Here is a 20,029-nt window from a genome sequence, read left to right as displayed (position 1 = left end):
CCCGGACGGGGAGCCCACGCACGCCGAGTACCCGAGCAGAAAGCCCCACTCGATGCTGCTGACCAGCCGGAGACTCGTCCTGCGGCAATTCCGGCCGGGTGACGAGGAGGCGTTCGCCGCCTACCGCTCCGACCCCGAGGTGGCCCGGTACCAGGCGTGGGACAGCCCGCTGTCGCTCCGGGAGGCGACGGCCGCCGTGGCGCGGCACGCCGCCGCCGACCCGGACCGGGTCGGGTGGTTCCCGTACGCCATAGCGCTCGACGGCCACGTGATCGGCGACATCGGCGTCAACCTGCACGAGAACCGGAAGCAGGCCGAGATCGGCTTCAGCGTCGCGACACCGTTCCAGGGGCGCGGCTACGCCACCGAAGCCGTCGAACGCCTGCTCCGGCACCTGTTCCTCGACCTCGACCTGCACCGCGTCTCCGCGGAGTGCGACCCCCGCAACACCCCGTCCGCGCGCCTGCTGGAGCGCGTCGGCTTCCGACGCGAAGGACTGCGGCGGGAGAACACGTGGCTGCGGGGCGAGTGGGTGGACGACCTGCTGTTCGGCCTGCTCGCCCCCGACTACCGCCGGGGGCGGGCGGCCGGTGGCGCGCTCAGCCGTCGAAGGCGCTGACCGCCCCCGCACCCCTGCCCGGCGCGTCCTCCCAGCGGCTCAGCTTCGCGGCGACGGCCAGGTAGCGGGCGCTCGTCGGGGGTTCGACGACGTGGAAGTGCGACTCCTTGACCGGCGTCAGGTCACCGCCCCAGGCGACGACCCCCTCACAGTCGGCGAGGATGTCGCGGACCACGGCCTTCTCGTGCTCGAAGAACCCGTCCCGCGCGCCCGACGGGTAGAACAGCGGGCGGAGGGCGATGCCGCTGCCCGACAGGTACGCCGACTCGTACGGGGCGGCGACGCGCCGGTCCTCGACGTGCCCGGTGAGCTCGCCCGGCCCCACCCGGTGCTCCACCTCGTACAGGAAACGCCGCACGACGTGCAGCAGGACCGGGGCCGCCGCCGGGGCGAGGCGCACGGTCAGTCCGCTGCCCTCCACCCGGAACTCCGGCGCGCCACCGGCGGTGAGCACGGGCCAGCCGTTGGCGCTCCTGCCGCCCCGCCACTCCGCCGGGCCGGCGGGTGCGGTCGCCGCCGGGGCGGCGCCCGACGCCGGGGGAGCGGCGGTCCACAGGGCGCCGCCCGCGAGGGCCGCGCCGCCGAACGCGAGGAAACGGCGCCGGTCGATCGGTGTCATGGTGTGCTCTCCCCGTGTGGTCGCGACTGGTCCGAGGTGGGGCGTGCGCCGTGGCGCCGGGAGCGGCGGACGCGGGCGATCACCGGCACGGCGACGGCCGCCAGGACGAACACCCCGGTGAGGGCGGCCAGCGGCCAGGTCGTCACCGCCGCGGTCTCCCCGCTCCGCCACACGCACCGGACGTCCACCGGGAACTCGAAGAAGTAGCCGCCGCTGAGGTGGACGTCGTCGCCCAGGTCCGGCCGGTAGCGCCCGCACAGGTCTTCCGCCTGGTGCGCGATGGTCGACCACAGCGCGGCGGTGTGGCTGTCCACCGCCGCGAGCAGCAGCCACGCCACCGGTTCGACCCGCGCCCGCCGCGAGCCGCGCGGGGCGAACGTCGCCCGCCGCGTGGTCAGGCCGTGCACGAGCTTGACCAGGACCAGCAGCGGGGTCACCGCCAGCAGCAGGAGGGCGAGGTCGTTGGCGATCCGTTCCACGTGCCCGTCACTCGGCCTTCATGGCGCTGCGCCGCCGGTTCTCCGCCCCGCGCAGGATGTTCAGCGTGTCGGCGTAACCCTTGCAGAACGCCCGGAGGTCCGACGGCGTGATGCTGATCGGGTCGATCCACCCGCCGCTCTGCTGCTGCACCAGCAGCTTGCGGGCGGCGGCGTACTTCAGGGCGTCGACCGGGTTCGCGGGCGCCCCCGTCAGACACGCCACGGCGGCGTTCTCGGCGTCGGTCATCGTGCCGTACCGGCTGTCGAAGAAGTTGTTCACCCGGGACAGGTGGCCGCCCCGGAGCAGCAGGTCCTCGAACGCGGTCACGACGCTCGTGCCGTTCTTCACCGCCAAGCCGATCCGGTGACCGTCCATGTCCTCGACGAGGTCGTTGAGCATGAACGTCGTCTGCACGTTCGGCTTGGCCAGCCGCGCCATCGCGTAGGCGTAGCCGTCCTTGTTCTCGGACTCGTCGCGCACCCACTCACCGTAGAAGGTGATCAGGTCGCCGCACCAACCGCCCAGGTCGCCCAGGGTGAGACCGGCGCGCTCTCCGGCCCCCTTGAGCAGGTAGGCGTTCGCCGTGGCGGCCAGGTGGTCCACGGAGATCGACACGCCGAACGACGGGTCCTGGTAGTCGTACTCCGGCGGCGGCCGCAGCCCCGCGCCGCGACAGGCCGAGATGAACCCCTCGTCCACGCCTTCGAAGGTGTTGCGCCACTCGAAGTCGTTGTACTTCGGGTAGCGCAGCCACTCCAGCACCAGCTTCGACGCGCGGGACGGATCGTGACGCACCGCGAGGCCGTGCACCTCCCGCACGTAGGCGAGGAACTGGTCCACGCCGGTCGGGGCGTGACCGACGGAGTCCACCCCGAAGTCGGCACCCGGTCGGTGGACGACGCGGTCCAGGTCGAACACGTCGGAGCCGTTCTGGAACTGGAACTCCTTGATCTGGTTGAACGACCAGTTCAGCGGCAGCGGGAACCCGAGGTTGCCGGAGAAGCCCCAGGACATGCCGGAGACGAACGAGTGCGACACGTACGCCTCGGCGCTCACCCGTGCGGCCACGTTCCGCGAACCGTAGACGCCGACGACGTACCGGCCGCCCTGGCGGTTGAGCGCACCCCGGACGCCCAGGAAGTACGGGACGATGTTGGAGGTGATCTCCGGGTCGGTGGCGTCGTAGTCGACCGCGAAGTAGATCACCGTGCCCCGGTTGAACCCGTAGTGCACGCCCCGCTCGTGCGCCAGCATCCCGTGCTGGTAGCCGGCCGAGTAGGTGAAGTCCACCAGCTGGCGGGCGTTGTACTGCCAGATCGGGAAGCACCGGAGCCCGGCGGCGAAGATCGCCTGCAACTCGCCCGGCTTGATCTCCTTGTCCAGGGTGCCGCCGGGGGCCTCGTCGAGGTAGCGCCCCACCGCCCGGTAACCGGCCTGGTACAGCGCCTGCGCGCGGGACGCGGTGATGGTGAACCTCGTGTCGCACGCGTCGGCCGGCCGGTCCGGGTCCCCGGTCGACACCAGCAGTTGCGCCCAGGTCGCGTAGTCGCCGTTGCCGTGCTCCGGTAGTGCGGAGAACCGCTGGAACACCCGGATGAAGTCGGCGGTCGCGGTCGTGTAGGTGTCCCGGAACCCCACCCCGGACGTGCCGGGCACGGGCTCGTTGAAGATGCAGGCGGCGTGGAACAGCTGCGTGACCGGCCCGGACGTGCCGACGTACTGGGTGCGTTGCTGGAGGCCGGCCTTGGTGGCGGGCCCGAAGCTGCCGTTGGGCTCGGCGATCCCCATCTCGTACTGGAGGGCCCGCACCAGCGCCTGCTGCACGTCCCGGGAGTAGTGGCCGTCGCAGGGACCGATGAAGTAGTTCGCCCTGGTCCAGTAGCGGCTGTTGAGCCACCGCTGGATGGTCACGACCACCTCCCGGCCGCCGCCGAGCAGGACGTAGGCGTCCATGGTCAGCAGCGCCTTGAAGATCTTCGGCGTCGTCTGGCCGCCCGCGGTGCCCGTCCCGCCGTCCGGCAGCCCCATGTCGCGCCGCATCGCCTTCACGGCCTCGGTGGTGACGGCGCCGTACCCACCGTACTCGTTGGCGCCCCAGTACCCCTTGCAGAACAGGGCGTGCTGGATGATCCGCACGATGTTCTGGTTCCGGTTCCAGCCGAAACCGATGTCGCCCAACGCCTGGAGCGCGGTCAGCGTGCCGGGGCCGAAGTTCGCCACCAGGGGCGAGATGCCCAACTCGTGCTGCAACCCCATCGTCAGGGACCACATCGTGGCCCACCCGGTGTTGCCGTCCTCATCGCACCGCTTGTACCCGGCCACGCCACCGTAGGTGGCGTTGACCCACCGCTGGGCTTCGAGCACCTTGTCGTCCATCAGGACCCGCAGACCTCTCTGCTCACCGCGGCCGTTTCCGGGGACGGCCCCGCACGCGTGGCCGGTGGTCTCGCTCGATCGGGTCGTTCGACCTGCGTGGTCGCACCGCGGAACGACTCGTGCAATGACGACGACAAGCGGAACCCGCTCCGCTGCACCCCCTCGGTAATAGCTTTACCGAATCGGTCGACGCTCCGTCAGCGCCCGTTCGAGTGACGCGGAGCAGCCGGGCCGACTGCTCCGCTCCGCTGGGGCGGCGGGTGGCGGGGAGGCGCAGGACGGCTCCGACCACAGTGGACCGCTGTCGGTCGTCCAGGGACTCGATCGACGGGGCGGGAGCTGGACGACGTGTTCGTCCAGCGGGCGCCGTGCAGCCGGTTCCGGTGGCACGGGCCGCCCGTTCACCGGGCCGAGCCGCGCCGGTCCGCCGAGCGGGGGTCTTCCGCGCAGTCGTCCGCCGGCCGACCCGGCGCTGCTGGTCGGGGCTCACCGACGCGCGAACTCGACGACGGGACGGCCCGCGCCTCCGTTCGCGATGTCCGATCCGACGGCGAACCACCATCACCGACGGCGGCCACCGGGGCGCCGGGCTCGTCGTCCCACACCGCCGCGAGCACCGCCGAGCCGGACCCCGGCCCCGGAAGAGGAGCGCGGAGGACGCACGACCTCGCCGGACGGGTGGGCGGGCCGCACGACCACGGGGCGTTCCGAGGCTGCCCGGAGATCGTCCACGGGACGCCTTAGGGGGGCTTTAGGGGTCGTTGAGCCGAATCGGCGCGGCTACTTTTGCCCGAGGAACAGAGGTCCGGTCCGACGCGGAAGGCGACGGGATGACACGACCGTCCACTCGGGGCAGACCGCGCGGGACCGGGTTCACCGGCCCCGCGACACCCGGGCGGGGACGCGGTCGACGTGCCCGCCGCACGACGGGAACCGGCTTCCGTGCGGCGCCCGCGGGCGGGCACCCACTCACACCCACCGCCAGGGGGCCGTGTCCCGGCACCCGGCGGATCGGCTCACCGACCGGAGGTTCGCCCATGACTGAGGCAGTGGCGGTGGAGGCGGCGTTCGAGAACCGGCTCGTGGAGCTGCGCCAGATCAAGGACGCGGCTCGCCGCGGGCCCGACGACGCGGCGACCACCCGGCAGCACGAGCGCGGCAAGCTGACCGCGCACGAGCGGATCGAACTGCTCCTCGACCCGGGGTCGTTCACCGAGGTCGAGGCCCTGCGCCGGCACCGGGCCACCGGCTTCGGCCTGGAGCACCGGCGGCCGTACTCCGACGGTGTCGTCTGCGGCTGGGGAACGGTGCACGGCCGCACGGTGTTCGTGTACGCGCACGACTTCCGGATCTTCGGTGGCGCGCTCGGCGAGGCGCACGCCCAGAAGATCCACAAGGTGATGGACCTCGCGGCGGCGGCCGGCGCGCCCCTGGTGTCCCTCAACGACGGCGCCGGCGCCCGCATCCAGGAGGGCGTCACGGCGCTCGCCGGGTACGGCGGGATCTTCCAGCGCAACACCCGGTGCTCCGGGGTCATCCCGCAGATCTCGGTGATGCTGGGCCCGTGCGCGGGCGGCGCGGCGTACTCGCCGGCGCTGACCGACTTCGTGTTCATGGTCCGCGAGACCTCGCAGATGTTCATCACCGGCCCGGACGTGGTGCACGCGGTGACGGGCGAGGAGATCACGCAGAACGGCCTCGGCGGGGCGGACGTGCACGCCACGACCTCCGGCGTCGCCGCGTTCGTCTACGAGGACGAGCAGAGCTGCATCGAGGACGTGCGGTACCTGATCTCCTTCCTGCCGTCCAACAACAACGAGGCACCACCGGTCGAGCCGACCGACGACCCGCCCGACCGCCGGACCGACCGGCTGGTCGAGCTCGTGCCGACCGACTCGACCCGCGCCTACGACATGTGCGCCGTCATCGAGGAGATCGTGGACGACGGCGCGTTCTTCCAGGTGCACGCGGGCTGGGCGACCAACGTCGTGTGCGCGCTGGCCCGGATGGACGGTCACGCGGTCGGCATCGTCGCGAACCAGCCCACCGTGCTCGCCGGCGTGCTCGACATCGAGGCGAGCGAGAAGGCCGCGCGGTTCGTGCAGACGTGCGACGCCTTCAACATCCCGCTCGTGACGCTCGTGGACGTGCCCGGCTTCCTGCCCGGCGTGGACCAGGAGCACGGCGGCATCATCCGGCACGGCGCGAAGCTGCTCTACGCCTACTGCAACGCCACGGTGCCGCGGGTGCAGGTCATCCTGCGCAAGGCATACGGCGGCGCGTACATCGTGATGGACTCGCGCTCCATCGGCACCGACGTCTCTCTGGCGTGGCCGACGAACGAGATCGCCGTGATGGGCGCCGAGGGCGCGGCCAACGTCATCTTCCGCCGCGAGATCAAGGCGGCCGACGACCCCGAGGGCATGCGCCGCCTGAAGATCAAGGAATACCGCACCGAGCTGATGCACCCCTACTACGCCGCCGAGCGCGGGCTGGTGGACGACGTGATCGAACCGGGCCGCACGCGCGAGCTGCTGGTCCGCGCGCTGCGGATGCTCCGGGCCAAGCACGCCGACATCCCGGCGCGCAAGCACGGGAACCCGCCGGTCTGATGGGCGAGCCCGACGTGCGCGTCCTGCGCGGCTCGCCGGACGACGACGAGCTCGCCGCCCTGGTCGCGGTGCTCTCCGCGGTGGCCGGTGCCATCCGGGCGGGGGAGCCGGCGCCCCCGGTCCCCAGGCCCCGCCGGCCGACCTCCTACCCGGCCTCCACGAGCTGGCGCACCCGTCGCTGAACCCCTCGGGGTTCGGCGGCGGGTCCGCCCGGACCGGGTCACGTGCGCACGACGGTGCTGTCCAGGTAGGTCAGCACCGCGCGGATGCGCCGGTTCTCGTCGCGGCTTGCCTCCAGGCTGAGCTTCGCGAAGATGTTGCTGATGTGGTTCTCCACGGCGCCCTGGGTGACGCTCAGGTTCCGCGCGAGGGCCGCGTTCGAGAGGCCCTGCGCCATCAGGCCCAGCACCTCCTTCTCGCGCGCGGTGAGGGCGTCGAGCGGGTCCCGGCTGCGGGAGAGCATCTGGGCGACCACCTCGGGGTCGATCGCGGAACCGCCGCCCGCCACGCGCCGGACCGCCTCCAGGAAGTCGGTCACGTCGGCGACGCGCTCCTTGAGCAGGTAGCCCACCCCGGCGGCGCCCTTGGCGATCAGGTCGACGGCGTAGCTGCCCTCCACGTACTGCGACACCACGAGGACCGGCAGCCCGGGGAACTCCTGGCGGGCGGCCAGCGCCGCCCGCAGCCCCTCGTTGGTGAACGTCGGCGGCATCCGGACGTCGGCGATCACCAGGTCCGGCCGGTGCTCGCGGACGGCCAGGAGCAGGTCGTCCCCGTTGGCCACGGCCGCGACCGTCTCGATGCCGACATCGGCGAGCAGGCTCTGCACGCCGGCGCGCATGAGCACGGAGTCTTCGGCGATCACGACACGCATCTCGCGCTCCTCGGGGAAGTCACCAGCGGACGGGGAGGTCGGCGCGCACCACCGTCGGCCCGCCGACCGGGCTGACCACGGTGAGCACGCCGTCGATCGTCGCGGCGCGGTCGACCAGACCGGCCAGGCCGCCACCGGGCCGGGGGGAGGCGCCACCGCGGCCGTCGTCCGTGATCTCGACGACCACGGTGTCGTCGTCACGCGTCACCCGCACCGAGGCGCGGCCGGCGCCCGCGTGCTTCGTGATGTTGGCCAGCGTCTCGCTCACGATGAAGTACGCCGCGGTCTCCACCGGCGCGGGCGGGCGCGGCTCCACGTCGACCCGGACGTCCACCGGGATCAGCATCCGGGCCGTCAACGACGACAGCGCCGCGTCCAGGCCGCGGTCCTGGAGCACCGGTGGGTAGATCCCCCGGGCGAGGTCGCGCAGCTCGGACACGGCGAGCTTCGCGTCGGAGTGGGCCGAGCCGATCAGCTCGCGCGCCGCGGCCGGGTCGTCCGAGTCGAGCTTCAGCCGGGCCCGGCCCAGGCTCATCGCGACGGCCACCAGCCGCTGCTGCGCCCCGTCGTGCAGGTCCCGCTCGATGCGCCGGCGCTCGGCCTCCACGGCGTCGACGGCGCGGGCCCGGGAGTCCTTCAGCCGCCGGGTGCGCGCCTCCAGCTGGGCCGTGCGGTCGGGCCCCAGTAGCGACAGCGCCAGCGCGCCGTGCAGCTCCCCGATCTTCGGCGCCACGAAGATCCCGAACGGCGGCACGGCCACCGACACGATCCCGGCCACGAACTCGACGATGCCCAGCGGCAGCGCGAGCAGCACGTAGATCAGCTCGCGCCAGGTCACCGGGTCCACCAGCCGGACCTGCCAGGTGTGCAGCAGCCCCCCGCCGCCCGGCAGCCGGTCGGGGGTCGCCACGTCGACCCCGAGCATGGCGCGCACCCAGGCGCGCTCCAGGTCGGCGAAACCGCGGACCAGGGAGGTCGCGGCCACCAGGACGGGGATGCCGACCCACAGCATGATGGTGACGATGCCGAGCACGGTCGTCACGACCACGAGCGGGAACACCACCAGCCGGATTGGGAAGCTCGCGAGGAGGAAGACGATGGTCCGGACCGGCCCCGGCCGGGGCATCACCGCCACCGGGCGATCCGTTCCAGCTCCGGGACGAGGTCGTCGAGGGTGGGGGTGGCCAGCATCTCGTCGCGCACCTCGGCGGCGCAGTCGCGGAACGACGGCTCCTCCAGCAGCCGCTGGAGGCCGGCGCGGACCGAGTCCGGCGTGACGTCCTCCAGGTCCACCAGCAGGCCGTTGCCGCGCTTGACCTGGGCCACCGCGGACACCCGCTCGCTCCACGTGGTGCCGGGGATCACGAGCTGCGGCACGCCGTTCACCACGGCGTTGCCGATGGTCGCGCCGCCGCCCTGGTGCACGATGGCCGAGCAGCCGGCCAGCAGCTCGTTCATCGGCACGAAGTCCACCGCGCGCACGTTGTCCGGTACCTTCCCGACCGACGCCAGCTGGTTCGCGTCGAGGTTCGCGACGACCTCGACGTCGAGGCCGGCGAGGCCGTTGAGCAGGTCGGCCACGGACGTCTCCTCGATGCCGATCACCTGGCGGTTCGAGACGCCCAGCGTCAGCATCACCCTGGGGCGCTCCGGCTCGTCGAGCACCCACCGCGGGATCGCCATCGGCTTGTTCTGGGGGACGAACCGCGCGGGCACGTAGTCGACGTCCACCCCGTCGTACCGCAGGTAGGACGGGTGGCAGTCGATGGTCTTGACGCCGTGGCGGAGGGTCTCGTCGTAGTCCGCGCCGAACCGGCCCACCGCGGCGGTCATCCACTCCACGAACGGGTCGGGCGAGCGGTCGTCCGGCCGGCTCGCGCGCAGGTCCCGGTACTGCGCGGCGATCCGCGCGGTCTGGTCCGCCGCGTACATCATCCGCAGGTGCGGAACACCGACGGCCCGCGCGACGATCGGCGCGGCGTAGATCATCGGGTCCCACACCACGAGGTCCGGCCGCCAGTGGCGGGCGAACCGGACCAGCTCGTCGAGCAGGGGGTCCGGGGTGGTCCAGCGGAAGACGTCCACCCAGTGCTCGTAGACGTTGCGCACGTACTCCTCGGTGTAGCGCTCCGGCCGGCTCTCCGAGATCCGGAACCCGCCCTGCATCGCGTTGTCCCCGTCGACCTGGAGCCGCCGGTGCCGGGCGATGTCGAGGTCCCCGCCGAACCACATGGCGTCGAGGCCGGTCTCGGCGAACGAGGCGACCTCGCGCGGGTTGCGCTGGCCGACGAACCGCACCTCGTGCCCGGCGGCGGCCAGCGCCCACCCGACCGGTGCCATGCTGTAGACGTGCGTCCTCGTCGGGAAGACCATCAGCATGACGCGCATCGCACACACTCCGGGGTCACGGGCGGGAGATCCAGGCCTGTCGGGGAAACGGTACGGCCGGCGCGCCGCCCGGCCGACCCGACAAGGTCCCGGTAGGAGCGGAACCCCTGTTCCGCCGGGGACGCCTTCCCCTCCGGGACGGGGTGCGGTAGGGCGGGAGCACCGACGGGCGCGCCCCCGCGGGTCATCGCGCGCCCGGACGACAGCTCCACACCCCCGCCGGCGCAAGGACCGCTTTAGATCCCCCTTAGGGGCTGGTGGAGGAGATCCGGCGGCGGTTAGACATGGAAGCGGCCCGATCGCGTCGGGCGGGACGTGGACAGCGAGCGAGGTGATGAGCATGGTCGTGGAACCCACGGACAAGGGCTGGGTCCCGTTCGGCGGGCACCGCACCTGGTACCGGGTCACCGGCGTCGTCGGAGGTGAGTTGCCCGCCGTCGTCGTGGTGCACGGCGGGCCCGGGAGCACGCACGACTACCTGCGCAACCTCGGCTCGCTCGCCGAGCACGGCTGGCCGGTGGTGCACTACGACCAGCTGGGCGGCGGCGGGTCGACGCACCTGCCGGACGCGGACCCGGGGTTCTGGACCCCGGAGCTGTTCGGCGACGAGCTCGACAACCTGCTGCACCGGCTGGGGATCGAGGACAATTACGTCCTCTTCGGACAGTCCTGGGGCGGCCTGGTCGTGGCGAGGCACGCCGCCGGGCGGCCCGACGGCCTGCGCGGGCTCGTGATCGCGAACTCGCCGGCGTCGTACCCGCTGTGGCGGCAGGAGATGGACGTGCTGCGGGCGCAGCTCCCGCCCGGCGTGGACGCCGCGCTGCGGGCGCACGAGGCCGCCGGCACCACCGGCACGCAGGAGTACTTCGACCTGATGCGGGTGTTCTACGACCGGCACGTGTGCCGCGTGCTGCCGTGGCCGGACGAGTACCTGGCCTCGTTCCTGGAGATGGCCGAGAACGGCACCGTCTACTCCGTGATGAACGGGCCGAGCGAGTTCACCGTCACCGGCACGCTCAAGGACTACTCGGTGATCGACCACCTCGACGACATCGAGGTGCCCACGCTCCTCGTCTCCGGTCGGCACGACGAGGCCACCCCGGTGACCGTCCAGCCGTACGCCGACCGCATCCACGACGTGCGCTGGGAGATCTTCGAGCACTCCAGCCACGTTCCGCACCTGGAGGAACCCGAGCGGTTCCGCGAGGTCCTGCTCGGTTTCCTGCGAGAAGTCCACGCCTGCGGGTCCGCGAGCCGGACCGCCGGAAGAGAGGTCGCCAGACATGGATGAGGCCACCGGGCCGGGGTCGGCGATCGTCTTCCCCGGCATGAGCCCGTGCAGGTTCGCCGACTTCGGCAAGTTCCTGCTCCTCAACCCCTTCGCCCGCCGGCTGACCGCGGAAGCGGGCGACCGGCTCGGCTACCCGCTGATCGACCGCTTCCGCGACGCCGAGGGCGACTACTCCGAGTACGCGCAGGTCGGGTTCATGCTCACCTGCGTCGCGCTCGCCGAGTGGGCGGAGCAGGAGTACGGCATCAGCCCCGACTACTGCACCGGGCCGAGCTTCGGCGAGAAGCCCGCCAGCGTGTACGCCGGTTCCCTGACCTTCCCCGACGCCGTGTGGATGACCGCCGAGCTGGCGCGCTGCCTCACCGAGTTCTTCGCGACCGAGTACACGGACGTGGTCACGCACTCGTTCGTCCGGACGCCGGAGGACAAGCTGGAGGAGGCGCTCGCCGAGCTGGCGGCACGCGGCGAGTGGCACGACATCTCGTGCTACATCGACCACGACTTCTACATGGTGTCGCTGCGCGAGCGGAACCTCGACTGGCTCAAGGACGCGGTGCGCGCCATGGGCGGGCTCTCCCTCTACACGATGCGGCCGCCCCTGCACTCGCGGGCGTTCGGCGCGCTGCGCCGCAAGGTGGAGGACGAGGTCATCGGCGACCTGCGGTTCCACGACCCGCTCCTGCCGATCATCGCCGACCAGGACGGTTCGATCCTGCGCTCCGGCGAGCAGGTGCGCACCATGCTGCTCGACAGCATCGTCAAGCCGCTGAACTGGTTGCAGGTGGTCTCGTCGCTGGAGCAGCTGGGGGTGCGCAAGCTCTGGGTGGCGGGCCCGGACACGCTGTTCGGTCGCGTCCGGGCCACCACGAGCCGGTTCGAGGTGGTCACGGTGAACCCCCGCCTGGCCTTGCACCCGCGGCGGCGGGGCACCGGACCGTCGCACGTCAGCTAGCGGGCTGCAAGCCGGCCAACGTGGTCCACAGCCGGCCGGGGTTCTCGAAGGTCTCCAGGTTCAGGGCGTCGTCCTGGAAGCGGACCCCGTAGTTCTGCTCCAGCACGGCGAGCAGCTCCACGGTCGCGAGCGAGTCGAGGCCGTACTCCCGGAGCGGGGTGTCGGCCGCCAAGGCCTCCTCGGTGGACAGGAACGGGAGGAACGAGCGCAGCGTCTCGTCGAAAGTGCTGTCCCACATGGCAAACTCCGGATCGCTGGGTTCGGCGGACGGCAAAACCGACCGTCCGGTTCGTTTTTGGACCCTACCTCGCGTCGCCGCTCCGGATCGACGCATCGGCACCCCTATTCCACGGCGGAGGACGACGATGGACACGAGTTCCACCGGGCTGCACGCCCGGTTCCTGCGGGGCCTGGCCCGGTCGGAGCGCGGGGTCGCGCTCCACCTGGGCGAACAGCGGATCGACTACGCCCGGCTGCACGACCTGGCCCTGCTCTGGGGCGGCGCGCTGGTCGACGCCGGCGCCCGCACGGTAGGGGTGCTGGCGGACAAGGGGGTCACCGCGTACGCCGGTGTCCTCGCCGGGCTCTACGCCGGCGCGACCGTCGTGCCGCTGCGACCCGACTTCCCGGCGGCGCGCACCGCGCAGATGGTCCAGGCCGCCGGGGTGGACGCGATCGTCGCCGACGCGCGGGGTCTCGCCCAGTGCCCGCAGGTGCCGGCCGGGCGGCGGACGATCGTGCTCGCACCCGAAGCGGAGGGGACGACGGCGGCGGTGGTCCGGCCGCACTTCTCCCGGGCCCTGGCCGCGCCGCTGTCGGTGAGCCCCGAGGACACCGCGTACGTGCTGTTCACCTCGGGTTCCACCGGCCGCCCCAAGGGGGTCCGCATCAGCCACGGCGCCACCGACCACTACTTCGGCCTGCTCGACGCGCGCTACGACTTCACGCCGGACGACGTGTTCTCCCAGACGTTCGACCTGAACTTCGACTGCGCGATGTTCGACCTGTTCTGCGCGTGGGGCGCCGGCGCGCCGGCGGTCGTGCCGCCGCGAGCCGCCTACCGCGCGCTGCCGGAGTTCGTGGCCGACCGCGGGGTGACGGTCTGGTTCTCCACGCCGAGCGCCATCGACCTCGTCCGCCGCACCGGCGGGCTGCGCCCCGGCGCCCTGTCGGGGCTGCGGTGGAGCTTCTTCGCCGGTGAGGCGCTGAACGTGCGGGACGCGGCCGACTGGCGGGCCGCGTCCTCCTCGACCGTGGAGAACCTGTACGGGCCCACGGAGCTCACCATCACCGTCGCCGGCTACCGCTGGGACGACGTGGAGACGCCCCGGATCGCGGTGAACGGCGTGGTGCCGATCGGCGAGGTGCACGCGGGCCACGACCACCTGCTGCTGGGCGAGCACGACGTCGCGGTGGCCGAGGAGCCGGGAGCCGAGGGCGAGCTGTGCGTCGCCGGCCCGCAGCTGACCCCGGGCTACCTCGACCCGGCCGACGAGCGCGGCCGGTTCCTCGACCGCGGCGGTCGCCGCTACTACCGCACGGGCGACCGCGTCCGCCGGCTCGACGACGGCGGCCTCGCCTACCTCGGCCGCCTCGACTCGCAGGTCCAGGTGCTCGGCTGGCGCGTCGAGCTCACGGAGGTGGAGCACGCCCTGCGCGCCTGCGGTGTGCACGACGCCGTGGCGCTGGGCGTCGCCTCGGACGCGGGCACCGAGCTGTTCGTGTTCTACACCGGCCCGACCCGGCCGGTGATCGAACTGGTCCGAGCCCTGCGCGAGGTGCTGCCCGAAGGCGTGATCCCGCGCCACTACCGCAACGTCGCCGAATTCCCCCTCAACTCCAACCGGAAGATCGACCGCAAGGCGCTGGCCGCGGAAGCGGCCGAGCTGCTCAGTCCCGTGCCGGTCGGCTGAACCCGCAGGTCACGCCCCTGTCGAACCAGGTCACCCCGGAGGACTCCCACGTCCTCCGGGGTGACCTGGCGCATTTCGGGGTCCGTGCGGTTAGGGGGCCGCTAGGGGTGTGGCGGGCCACGTCGTCGCGGTTAATTTTCCGACATCGGGGCATCGTTCGTGCGCCGCACGTGATTCTTTCGAGTCCATACGGGAGCAGCAGTCGTGAACGATTCTCCTGGCGGTCCGCTCATCCATTCCCTGCTCGACGAGGCGGTGGCCGACGCGCCCGCGTCGACGGCGGTGCGCGACGGCGCCGGCGCCTGGACCTACGCCGAACTGGCCGCGTGGAGCCGTGCCGCGGAGGCGGTGCTGGCGCGCCGGGGCGTCGGCCGCGGCGACCGCGTCCTCCTGCAACTGCCCACCACCCGCGAGCTGGTCGCGCTGCTCTACGGCACCTCCCGTCGCGGCGCGGTGTTCGTCCCGGTGAACCCGGCGATGAAGCCGTTCCAGTTCGGGTCCGTGGCGGCGAACGCCGAACCGGTGCTGGTCGTCACTCCGGCCGAGTTCGGTCCGCTGTGGACGGAGGTCGAGCGGGCCTTCGCCGCGGGCGAGCGGGCCGAGCCGACCGAGGTGGCGGAGGACGACGTCGCCGTCCTCGTCTACACCTCCGGCAGCACCGCCACGCCGAAGGGCGTGGTCGGGCCGCACCGCCAGGTCGTCTTCGCCACCCGGGCGATCCAGGCCGTGCTCGGCTACCGCGGCGACGACGTGGTGTTCTGCCGGTTCCCGATGTCCTGGGACTACGGCCTCTACAAGGTGCTGCTGGCGTGCGGCGGGCGCAGTGAGATCGTGCTCGCCGACGCCGAGTCGGACCTGCGGCTGCTCCGGCGGATGCGCGAGGTCGGTGCCACGGTGGTGCCCATCGTCCCGTCGCTCGCCACCATGATCGCCACGCTCGCCGGGCGCGACGACGAACCGCCCGCGCCCGTGCGGCTGTTCACCAACACCGGCGCGGCGCTGCCCGACGCCACGATCGCCGCCCTCCGCGCGGCCTTCCCCGGCGTCCGGGTGGTCCGCCAGTTCGGCCAGACCGAGTGCAAGCGGATCACGATCATGCCGCCCGAGGAGGACCTCGACCGCCCCGGCTCCTCGGGGCTCCCGCTGCCCGGCACGTCCGTGCACATCCTCGCCGCCGACGGCACCGAGCTGCCCGCCGGGGACATCGGCGAGATCGTCGCCGCCGGTCCGCACGTGATGCCGGGCTACTGGCGCGCGCCGGAGCTGAGCGCCCGCGCCTTCCGCCGCGACGAGGCCACCGGCGCGCTCCGCCTGCACACCGGCGACTACGGCCGGCTCGACGCCGACGGCTACCTCTACTTCGAGGGCCGCCGCGACGACATGTTCAAGCGCAAGGGCATCCGGATGTCCACGCTGGAGATCGAGGCCGCCGCGATGGACATCCCCGGTGTCCGCGCGGCCGGCGCGATCCCGCCGAGCGACACCCGGGACCTCGCCATCTGCGTCGAGGGCGACCTGTCGCCCACGACGGTGCTGCGGGAACTCGCCAAGCGGCTGGAGCCGCAGAAGGTCCCGTCCCTGTGCCACGTCGTGGAGGAGCTCCCGCTCACGGCGCACGGCAAGAACGCCACGGACGAACTCGCCCGGCTCGTGGAAGGCGCCCACCAGTGAGCAAGTACCGCACCCTGGCCGAGAAGTTCGGCACACCCACCTACGTCTACGACCTCGACGTGGTCGCGCAGGCCCGCGACCAGCTGTTCGGCCTGCTGCCCGACGGCGTCGAGCTGTTCTACGCGCTCAAGGCCAACCCGCACCCGGAGATCGCGCGCGAACTGCGCGCCGGGGGCGACCGGCCGTGCCGCGCGGAGATCAGCTCCACCGGCGAGCTGGGCAACGCCCTGGCCGCCGGCTTCGCGCCGGAGGAGATCCTCTACACCGGCCCGGGCAAGACGGACGCCGAGCTGGAGCGGGCCGTCGCCGCCGGGGTCCGGCTGTTCTCCGTCGAGTCGGCGACCGACCTGCGGCACGTCGGCGCCGCCGCGGTGAAGCACGGCGTGACCGCGTCGTGCCTGCTGCGCGTGAACACCACCGCGAGCAACGCCTCCAGCGGCATCCGGATGATGGGCCGGCCCTCGCAGTTCGGCATCGACGCCGAGACCCTGCCCGCGCTCATGCCCGAGCTGCGGGCCGTGCCCGGCACCCGCCTCGTCGGGGCGCACTTCTTCACCATGAGCAACGCCCAGGACGAGGACAGCCTGCTCGGCGAGTACGAGTTCGTGCTGCACTCCGCCGCGCGGCTGCGCGACGAGGTCGGCCTGCCGCTGGAGCTGCTCGACATCGGCGGCGGATTCTCCTCGCCCTACGCCGTGCCCGGCCCGCGCACCGACTACCCGAAGCTGCGCGCGGGCCTGGAGGTCCTGCTCGACCTGCACCTGCCCGAGTGGCGCTCCGGCGCGGTCGGGCTGGCCTGCGAGTCCGGCCGCTACCTGGCCGGCAGCTGCGGCGCGCTGCTCGCGGGGGTGGTGAACGTGAAGGAGAGCCGGGGCCACCGGTTCGTGATCCTCGACGGCGGCATCAACGTGCTCGGCGGCCTGTCCGGCATCGGCCGGCTGCTGCCCGCCGCCGTCGACCTCGACGGCGTCGACGACGACGACCTGCGCACCGGCAGCCTCGTCGGCCCGCTGTGCACGCCCGGCGACTCGCTCGCCAAGGCGGCCAGGCTGCCCGAGCTGGTGCCCGGCGACGTGGTGACCGTGCCGAACGTGGGCGCGTACGGCGTGACCGCGAGCCTCATCGGCTTCCTGGGCCGTCCGGCGCCGGTCGAGGTCGTGGTGCGCGGCGAGGACGTCGTCTCGGTGTCCCGGTTGGACTACCACCGGACGTACGAGGTGACGCCGTGAACGACGAGGCGCCCCCCTGCGGGGCAGTGGTGGACGCGGACGCGGCCAGGCGGACCGTGATCGTCAGCAGCATGGCGTCCGACTCGCACACGTGGAACCTCGTGTACCTGGAGCTGCTGCTGGGCGAACTCGGGTTCGACGTGGTGAACCTCGGCGCGTGCGTGCCGGACGAGCTGCTGAGGTCCGAGTACCTGAGCCGCCGGCCCGCGCTGCTCGTGCTGAGCAGCGTGAACGGGCACGGCTACCAGGACGGCCTGCGCGTGATCCGGTGCCTGCGGGAGTTCCCGGGGGCGCACCGGGCGCCCGTGGTCATCGGCGGCAAGCTCGGCATCGGCGGGGCGCTCACCGAGGACGAGGTCGGGCAGCTGCTGCTCGCCGGCTTCGACGCGGTGTTCGACGACCAGCGGGACCCCGCCCCGTTCCGCCGGCTCGCCGCCGAGCTCTCGACCGGCTCGGCGCAGCTGCCGGTGCGGGTGGAAGGGGCCGAGGCGTGAGCTTCGAGCGGTTCGTCGCGAGCCGGCACGCGGCCGGCGAACTCGTGGTGCAGCCCCGGATGGGCTTCGCCGACCCGGCCGCCATGCGCGCCGGGCTGGTCGCGACGAGGGACGTCGCCGCCGCGACGGTCGGCACCATCACGCTCGACAGCTACACCCGGGTCGGCGACACCGACTCCGTCTCCCGCGCGCTGCGCGACGGGAACCCGCTGAACGGCTACCCCATCGTCAACCATCCGCCCGAGGTCACCCGCGCGATGCTCGACGGCATCGAGGGCCCCGACTTCCCGGTGCAGGTGCGGCACGGTTCGGCACGTCCCGCGGACATCTTCCGCGCGATGATCGCCGCCGGTCTGCACGCCACCGAGGGCGGCCCGGTCTCCTACTGCCTGCCCTACAGCCGGACCCCGCTCGACGAGTCCGTGCGCAACTGGTCCGAGTGCTGCGAGCTGCTGCTGGCCGCCGAACGACCGGGCAGCCGGCCGCACCTGGAGACCTTCGGCGGCTGCATGCTGGGCCAGCTGTGCCCGCCGAGCGAGCTGGTCGCGCTCAGCGTGCTCGAAGCGCTGTTCTTCCACCGGGCCGGGTTCCGCAGCCTCTCCGTGAGCTACGCGCAGCAGACGAACCTGGCGCAGGACCAGGAGGCGGTGGCGGCGCTGCGCCGGCTGTGCGCCGAGCTGCTGCCGGGCACCACCTGGCACGTGGTGGTCTACGCGTACATGGGGCTGTTCCCGCGCACCGCAGACGGGGCGCGGGGACTGCTGCGCTCGGCGGCCGAGCTGGCCGTGACCACCGGGTCGGAGCGGCTGATCGTGAAGACCGTCGCCGAGGCGCACCGCATCCCCACCGTCGCCGAGAACGTGGCGGCGCTGACGCAGGCGGCCTCCGTCGCCGGCACCGCCGTGGCCGCGGTGGACGCCGACAACCAGGTCTACCGCGAGGCGCACGCGCTCGTCGACGCGGTGCTGAACAGCCACGCCGACCTGGGCCGCGCGATCGTGATCGCGTTCAAGCGCGGCCTGCTCGACATCCCGTACTGCCTGCACCCGGACAACGCCGGGCAGGCCCGCAGCCACCTCGCCCCGGACGGCCGGCTCGGCTGGTCCGAACTCGGGTCGCTGCCGCTGCGGCGGGTCGTCGAGCGCGCGCGGGCGGGCCCGATCACGTCGTCGACGTTGATGTCCGCCCTCTCCTACGTCCAGAACACCTATGACGCCCGGGCATTGGAACGACCGATGCCCGCGATCGGAATGGATGCGCGATGAGCACACGGCGGACGATCCGGGAGTACCCGTTCGACATGCACGACATCTCCGTCTCCGAGCAGTACCACCGCCTCCAGCGGGACGAGCCGATGAGCCGCGTGCAGCTGCCGTTCGGCGAACCGGCGTGGCTGGCGACGAAGTACGCCGACGTGAAGCTCGTGATGACCGACCCGCGGTTCAGCCGGGAGCTCGCGCAGGGGCTCGACCAACCGCGGATGCGCCGCCAGCAGATGGGCGACGGGATCATGGGGATGGACCCGCCGGACCACTCGCGGCTGCGCCGCCTGGTCGGCAAGGCGTTCACCGCCCGCCGCATGGAGCGGATGCGCGACGGCGTGCGGGAGCTGGTGCACCGGTTGATCGACGACATGGTGGCCCGCGGCGACACCGCGGACCTGGTCGAGGACCTCGCCCGGCCGCTGCCGGTGACCGTGATCTGCGACCTGCTCGGGGTGCCGCGGGAGGACCACGGGATCTTCCGCGAGTGGACGCAGGCGCTGGTCAGCGACGCCACGGCGAAGGGCGACGTGCTGGACGTGTACGGCGACCAGCTCGACGGCTACATCGCCGACCTGGTCGCGCGCCGGCGCGAGGAACCCACCGACGACCTGCTCGGCGCGCTGGTCTACGCCCGCGACGCCGGGGACAAGCTCAGCGAGAACGAGCTGATCTCGATCGCCGGCGCGGGACTCCTCACCGGTGGCGTGGAAACGGTCTCCTCGGCCCTGCCGAGCTTCGTCTACACCCTGCTCACCCACCCGGAGGAGCTGGCGGCGCTGCGCGCCGAGCCGGAGCTGATCCCCACCGCGGTCGAGGAGCTGCTGCGGTACGTGCCGATCAACACGGCGGCGATGTTCGCCCGCTACGCCACCGTGGACGTCCGCGTCGGCGACGTCGTGGTGCGCGCGGGCGACCCGGTGCTGCCGGCGCTGCACGCGGCCAACCGCGACCCCGAGGTGTTCGCCGACCCGGACCGCATCGACCTGCGGCGCAGCCCCAACCCGCACCTGGCGTTCGGGCACGGCCCGCACCACTGCATCGGCGCCCAGCTGGCCCGGTTGGAGCTGCGGGAAGCGCTCCAGGCGGTGCTGGAGCGGTTCCCGGACCTGCGCCTCGCGGACGGGCCCGAGGGCGTGAAGTGGGAGTTCGGCGTGATCGTGCGGGGGCCCTCGCTCCTGCGCGTCGCCTGGTGAACCCCTGACCCGGAGCCCCGCTTCCCGGGGTCGGGCCGGTGGAAGGGCCGACC

18 protein-coding genes are annotated in these 20,029 nt (G+C 72.6%); 11 read left to right on the top strand and 7 right to left on the bottom strand.

Features of this window, described 5'->3' with window-relative positions:
- Window positions 1–52: 52 nt before the first annotated feature.
- On the top strand, window positions 53–619 hold the full coding sequence (locus CKY47_RS06215) for a GNAT family N-acetyltransferase (protein WP_306744679.1): 567 nt from the start codon (window positions 53–55) through the stop codon (window positions 617–619).
- Here the strand turns inward: CKY47_RS06215 and CKY47_RS06210 are convergent.
- Genes CKY47_RS06210 through CKY47_RS06200 form a run of 3 tightly spaced genes read right to left on the bottom strand, consistent with a single transcriptional unit; the run spans window position 600 to window position 4,094 of the window.
- Window positions 600–1,238: a hypothetical protein gene (locus CKY47_RS06210; RefSeq protein WP_306744678.1), complete on the bottom strand. Its 639-nt coding sequence runs from the start codon at window positions 1,236–1,238 to the stop codon at window positions 600–602. The two genes, CKY47_RS06215 and CKY47_RS06210, sit on opposite strands and share 20 nt — an antisense overlap.
- Complete coding sequence (locus tag CKY47_RS06205; protein WP_306744677.1) at window positions 1,235–1,717, bottom strand: hypothetical protein; 483 nt, start codon at window positions 1,715–1,717, stop codon at window positions 1,235–1,237. The genes CKY47_RS06210 and CKY47_RS06205 overlap by 4 nt, the downstream gene beginning before the upstream one ends.
- A gap of 7 nt (window positions 1,718–1,724) precedes the next feature.
- Window positions 1,725–4,094 (bottom strand): glycoside hydrolase domain-containing protein, encoded by a 2,370-nt coding sequence (locus tag CKY47_RS06200; protein WP_306744676.1) that lies wholly within the window; start codon window positions 4,092–4,094, stop codon window positions 1,725–1,727.
- A 1,037-nt stretch (window positions 4,095–5,131) separates the two neighbouring features.
- Between CKY47_RS06200 and CKY47_RS06195 the strand changes: the two genes are divergently transcribed.
- Window positions 5,132–6,706 carry an acyl-CoA carboxylase subunit beta gene (locus CKY47_RS06195; RefSeq protein ID WP_306744675.1) on the top strand — a complete coding sequence of 525 codons (1,575 nt, stop codon included), beginning with the start codon at window positions 5,132–5,134 and terminating at the stop codon, window positions 6,704–6,706.
- Window positions 6,706–6,888, top strand: a complete 183-nt coding sequence (locus CKY47_RS06190; RefSeq protein WP_306744674.1) for an acyl-CoA carboxylase subunit epsilon — start codon at window positions 6,706–6,708, stop codon at window positions 6,886–6,888. Before CKY47_RS06195 ends, CKY47_RS06190 begins: the two co-directional genes overlap by 1 nt.
- A 38-nt stretch (window positions 6,889–6,926) precedes the next feature.
- Here CKY47_RS06190 and CKY47_RS06185 read toward each other — a convergent pair whose 3' ends face one another.
- From CKY47_RS06185 to CKY47_RS06175, 3 genes are read right to left on the bottom strand one after another with little or no spacing between them, the layout of a single operon-like run.
- A complete protein-coding gene (locus CKY47_RS06185; protein WP_306744673.1) occupies window positions 6,927–7,580 on the bottom strand; it encodes a response regulator transcription factor in 654 nt (217 codons plus the stop codon).
- A gap of 19 nt (window positions 7,581–7,599) precedes the next feature.
- On the bottom strand, window positions 7,600–8,706 hold the full coding sequence (locus CKY47_RS06180) for a sensor histidine kinase (protein WP_306744997.1): 1,107 nt from the start codon (window positions 8,704–8,706) through the stop codon (window positions 7,600–7,602).
- Window positions 8,706–9,968 (bottom strand): nucleotide disphospho-sugar-binding domain-containing protein, encoded by a 1,263-nt coding sequence (locus tag CKY47_RS06175; protein ID WP_306744672.1) that lies wholly within the window; start codon window positions 9,966–9,968, stop codon window positions 8,706–8,708. The genes CKY47_RS06180 and CKY47_RS06175 overlap by 1 nt, the downstream gene beginning before the upstream one ends.
- Before the next feature lie 340 nt (window positions 9,969–10,308).
- Here CKY47_RS06175 and CKY47_RS06170 point away from each other — a divergent pair, with 340 nt between their 5' ends.
- Entirely contained in the window at window positions 10,309–11,259 is a 951-nt protein-coding gene (locus CKY47_RS06170) for a proline iminopeptidase-family hydrolase (protein WP_306744671.1), read from the top strand.
- A complete protein-coding gene (locus tag CKY47_RS06165; protein ID WP_306744670.1) occupies window positions 11,252–12,211 on the top strand; it encodes an ACP S-malonyltransferase in 960 nt (319 codons plus the stop codon). The genes CKY47_RS06170 and CKY47_RS06165 overlap by 8 nt, the downstream gene beginning before the upstream one ends.
- On the opposite strand, the gene CKY47_RS06160 is transcribed toward CKY47_RS06165, so the two are convergent.
- Entirely contained in the window at window positions 12,204–12,449 is a 246-nt protein-coding gene (locus tag CKY47_RS06160) for an acyl carrier protein (RefSeq protein WP_306744669.1), read from the bottom strand. The genes CKY47_RS06165 and CKY47_RS06160 overlap by 8 nt on opposite strands.
- Before the next feature lie 127 nt (window positions 12,450–12,576).
- On the opposite strand from CKY47_RS06160, the gene CKY47_RS06155 reads away from it, so the two are divergent.
- The 6 genes from CKY47_RS06155 (at window position 12,577) to CKY47_RS06130 (ending at window position 19,976) form a co-directional block, all read left to right on the top strand.
- Window positions 12,577–14,124, top strand: coding sequence for an AMP-binding protein (locus CKY47_RS06155; RefSeq protein ID WP_306744668.1), 1,548 nt, complete (start codon window positions 12,577–12,579; stop codon window positions 14,122–14,124).
- 204 nt (window positions 14,125–14,328) lie between these two features.
- On the top strand, window positions 14,329–15,795 hold the full coding sequence (locus CKY47_RS06150) for an AMP-binding protein (protein WP_306744667.1): 1,467 nt from the start codon (window positions 14,329–14,331) through the stop codon (window positions 15,793–15,795).
- Window positions 15,792–17,024, top strand: a complete 1,233-nt coding sequence (locus tag CKY47_RS06145) for a type III PLP-dependent enzyme domain-containing protein (RefSeq protein ID WP_306744666.1) — start codon at window positions 15,792–15,794, stop codon at window positions 17,022–17,024. The genes CKY47_RS06150 and CKY47_RS06145 overlap by 4 nt, the downstream gene beginning before the upstream one ends.
- Entirely contained in the window at window positions 17,021–17,518 is a 498-nt protein-coding gene (locus CKY47_RS06140; protein ID WP_306744665.1) for a cobalamin B12-binding domain-containing protein, read from the top strand. The genes CKY47_RS06145 and CKY47_RS06140 overlap by 4 nt, the downstream gene beginning before the upstream one ends.
- Window positions 17,515–18,783 carry a methylaspartate mutase gene (locus CKY47_RS06135; protein WP_306744664.1) on the top strand — a complete coding sequence of 423 codons (1,269 nt, stop codon included), beginning with the start codon at window positions 17,515–17,517 and terminating at the stop codon, window positions 18,781–18,783. The genes CKY47_RS06140 and CKY47_RS06135 overlap by 4 nt, the downstream gene beginning before the upstream one ends.
- A complete protein-coding gene (locus CKY47_RS06130) occupies window positions 18,780–19,976 on the top strand; it encodes a cytochrome P450 (RefSeq protein WP_306744663.1) in 1,197 nt (398 codons plus the stop codon). The genes CKY47_RS06135 and CKY47_RS06130 overlap by 4 nt, the downstream gene beginning before the upstream one ends.
- Window positions 19,977–20,029: the final 53 nt, after the last annotated feature.

The organism is Saccharothrix longispora, from assembly GCF_030852425.1.
Lineage (GTDB): Bacteria > Actinomycetota > Actinomycetes > Mycobacteriales > Pseudonocardiaceae > Actinosynnema > Actinosynnema longispora.
The sequence above is the reverse complement of the archived record's forward strand: the minus strand, read 5'-3'. Positions and strand labels throughout refer to the sequence as shown.

Excerpts from the sequence above, each read along its gene's own strand:
- CKY47_RS06175 (WP_306744672.1), bottom strand. The coding sequence starts at position 9,968 with ATGCGCGTCATGCTGATGGTCTTCCCGACGAGGACGCACGTCTACAGC.
- CKY47_RS06165 (WP_306744670.1), top strand. The coding sequence starts at position 11,252 with ATGGATGAGGCCACCGGGCCGGGGTCGGCGATCGTCTTCCCCGGCATG.
- CKY47_RS06200 (WP_306744676.1), bottom strand. The coding sequence starts at position 4,094 with ATGGACGACAAGGTGCTCGAAGCCCAGCGGTGGGTCAACGCCACCTAC.
- CKY47_RS06170 (WP_306744671.1), top strand. The coding sequence starts at position 10,309 with ATGGTCGTGGAACCCACGGACAAGGGCTGGGTCCCGTTCGGCGGGCAC.
- CKY47_RS06130 (WP_306744663.1), top strand. The coding sequence starts at position 18,780 with ATGAGCACACGGCGGACGATCCGGGAGTACCCGTTCGACATGCACGAC.
- CKY47_RS06190 (WP_306744674.1), top strand. The coding sequence starts at position 6,706 with ATGGGCGAGCCCGACGTGCGCGTCCTGCGCGGCTCGCCGGACGACGAC.
- CKY47_RS06210 (WP_306744678.1), bottom strand. The coding sequence starts at position 1,238 with ATGACACCGATCGACCGGCGCCGTTTCCTCGCGTTCGGCGGCGCGGCC.
- CKY47_RS06195 (WP_306744675.1), top strand. The coding sequence starts at position 5,132 with ATGACTGAGGCAGTGGCGGTGGAGGCGGCGTTCGAGAACCGGCTCGTG.
- CKY47_RS06185 (WP_306744673.1), bottom strand. The coding sequence starts at position 7,580 with ATGCGTGTCGTGATCGCCGAAGACTCCGTGCTCATGCGCGCCGGCGTG.
- CKY47_RS06155 (WP_306744668.1), top strand. The coding sequence starts at position 12,577 with ATGGACACGAGTTCCACCGGGCTGCACGCCCGGTTCCTGCGGGGCCTG.
- CKY47_RS06215 (WP_306744679.1), top strand. The coding sequence starts at position 53 with ATGCTGCTGACCAGCCGGAGACTCGTCCTGCGGCAATTCCGGCCGGGT.
- CKY47_RS06160 (WP_306744669.1), bottom strand. The coding sequence starts at position 12,449 with ATGTGGGACAGCACTTTCGACGAGACGCTGCGCTCGTTCCTCCCGTTC.
- CKY47_RS06180 (WP_306744997.1), bottom strand. The coding sequence starts at position 8,706 with ATGCCCCGGCCGGGGCCGGTCCGGACCATCGTCTTCCTCCTCGCGAGC.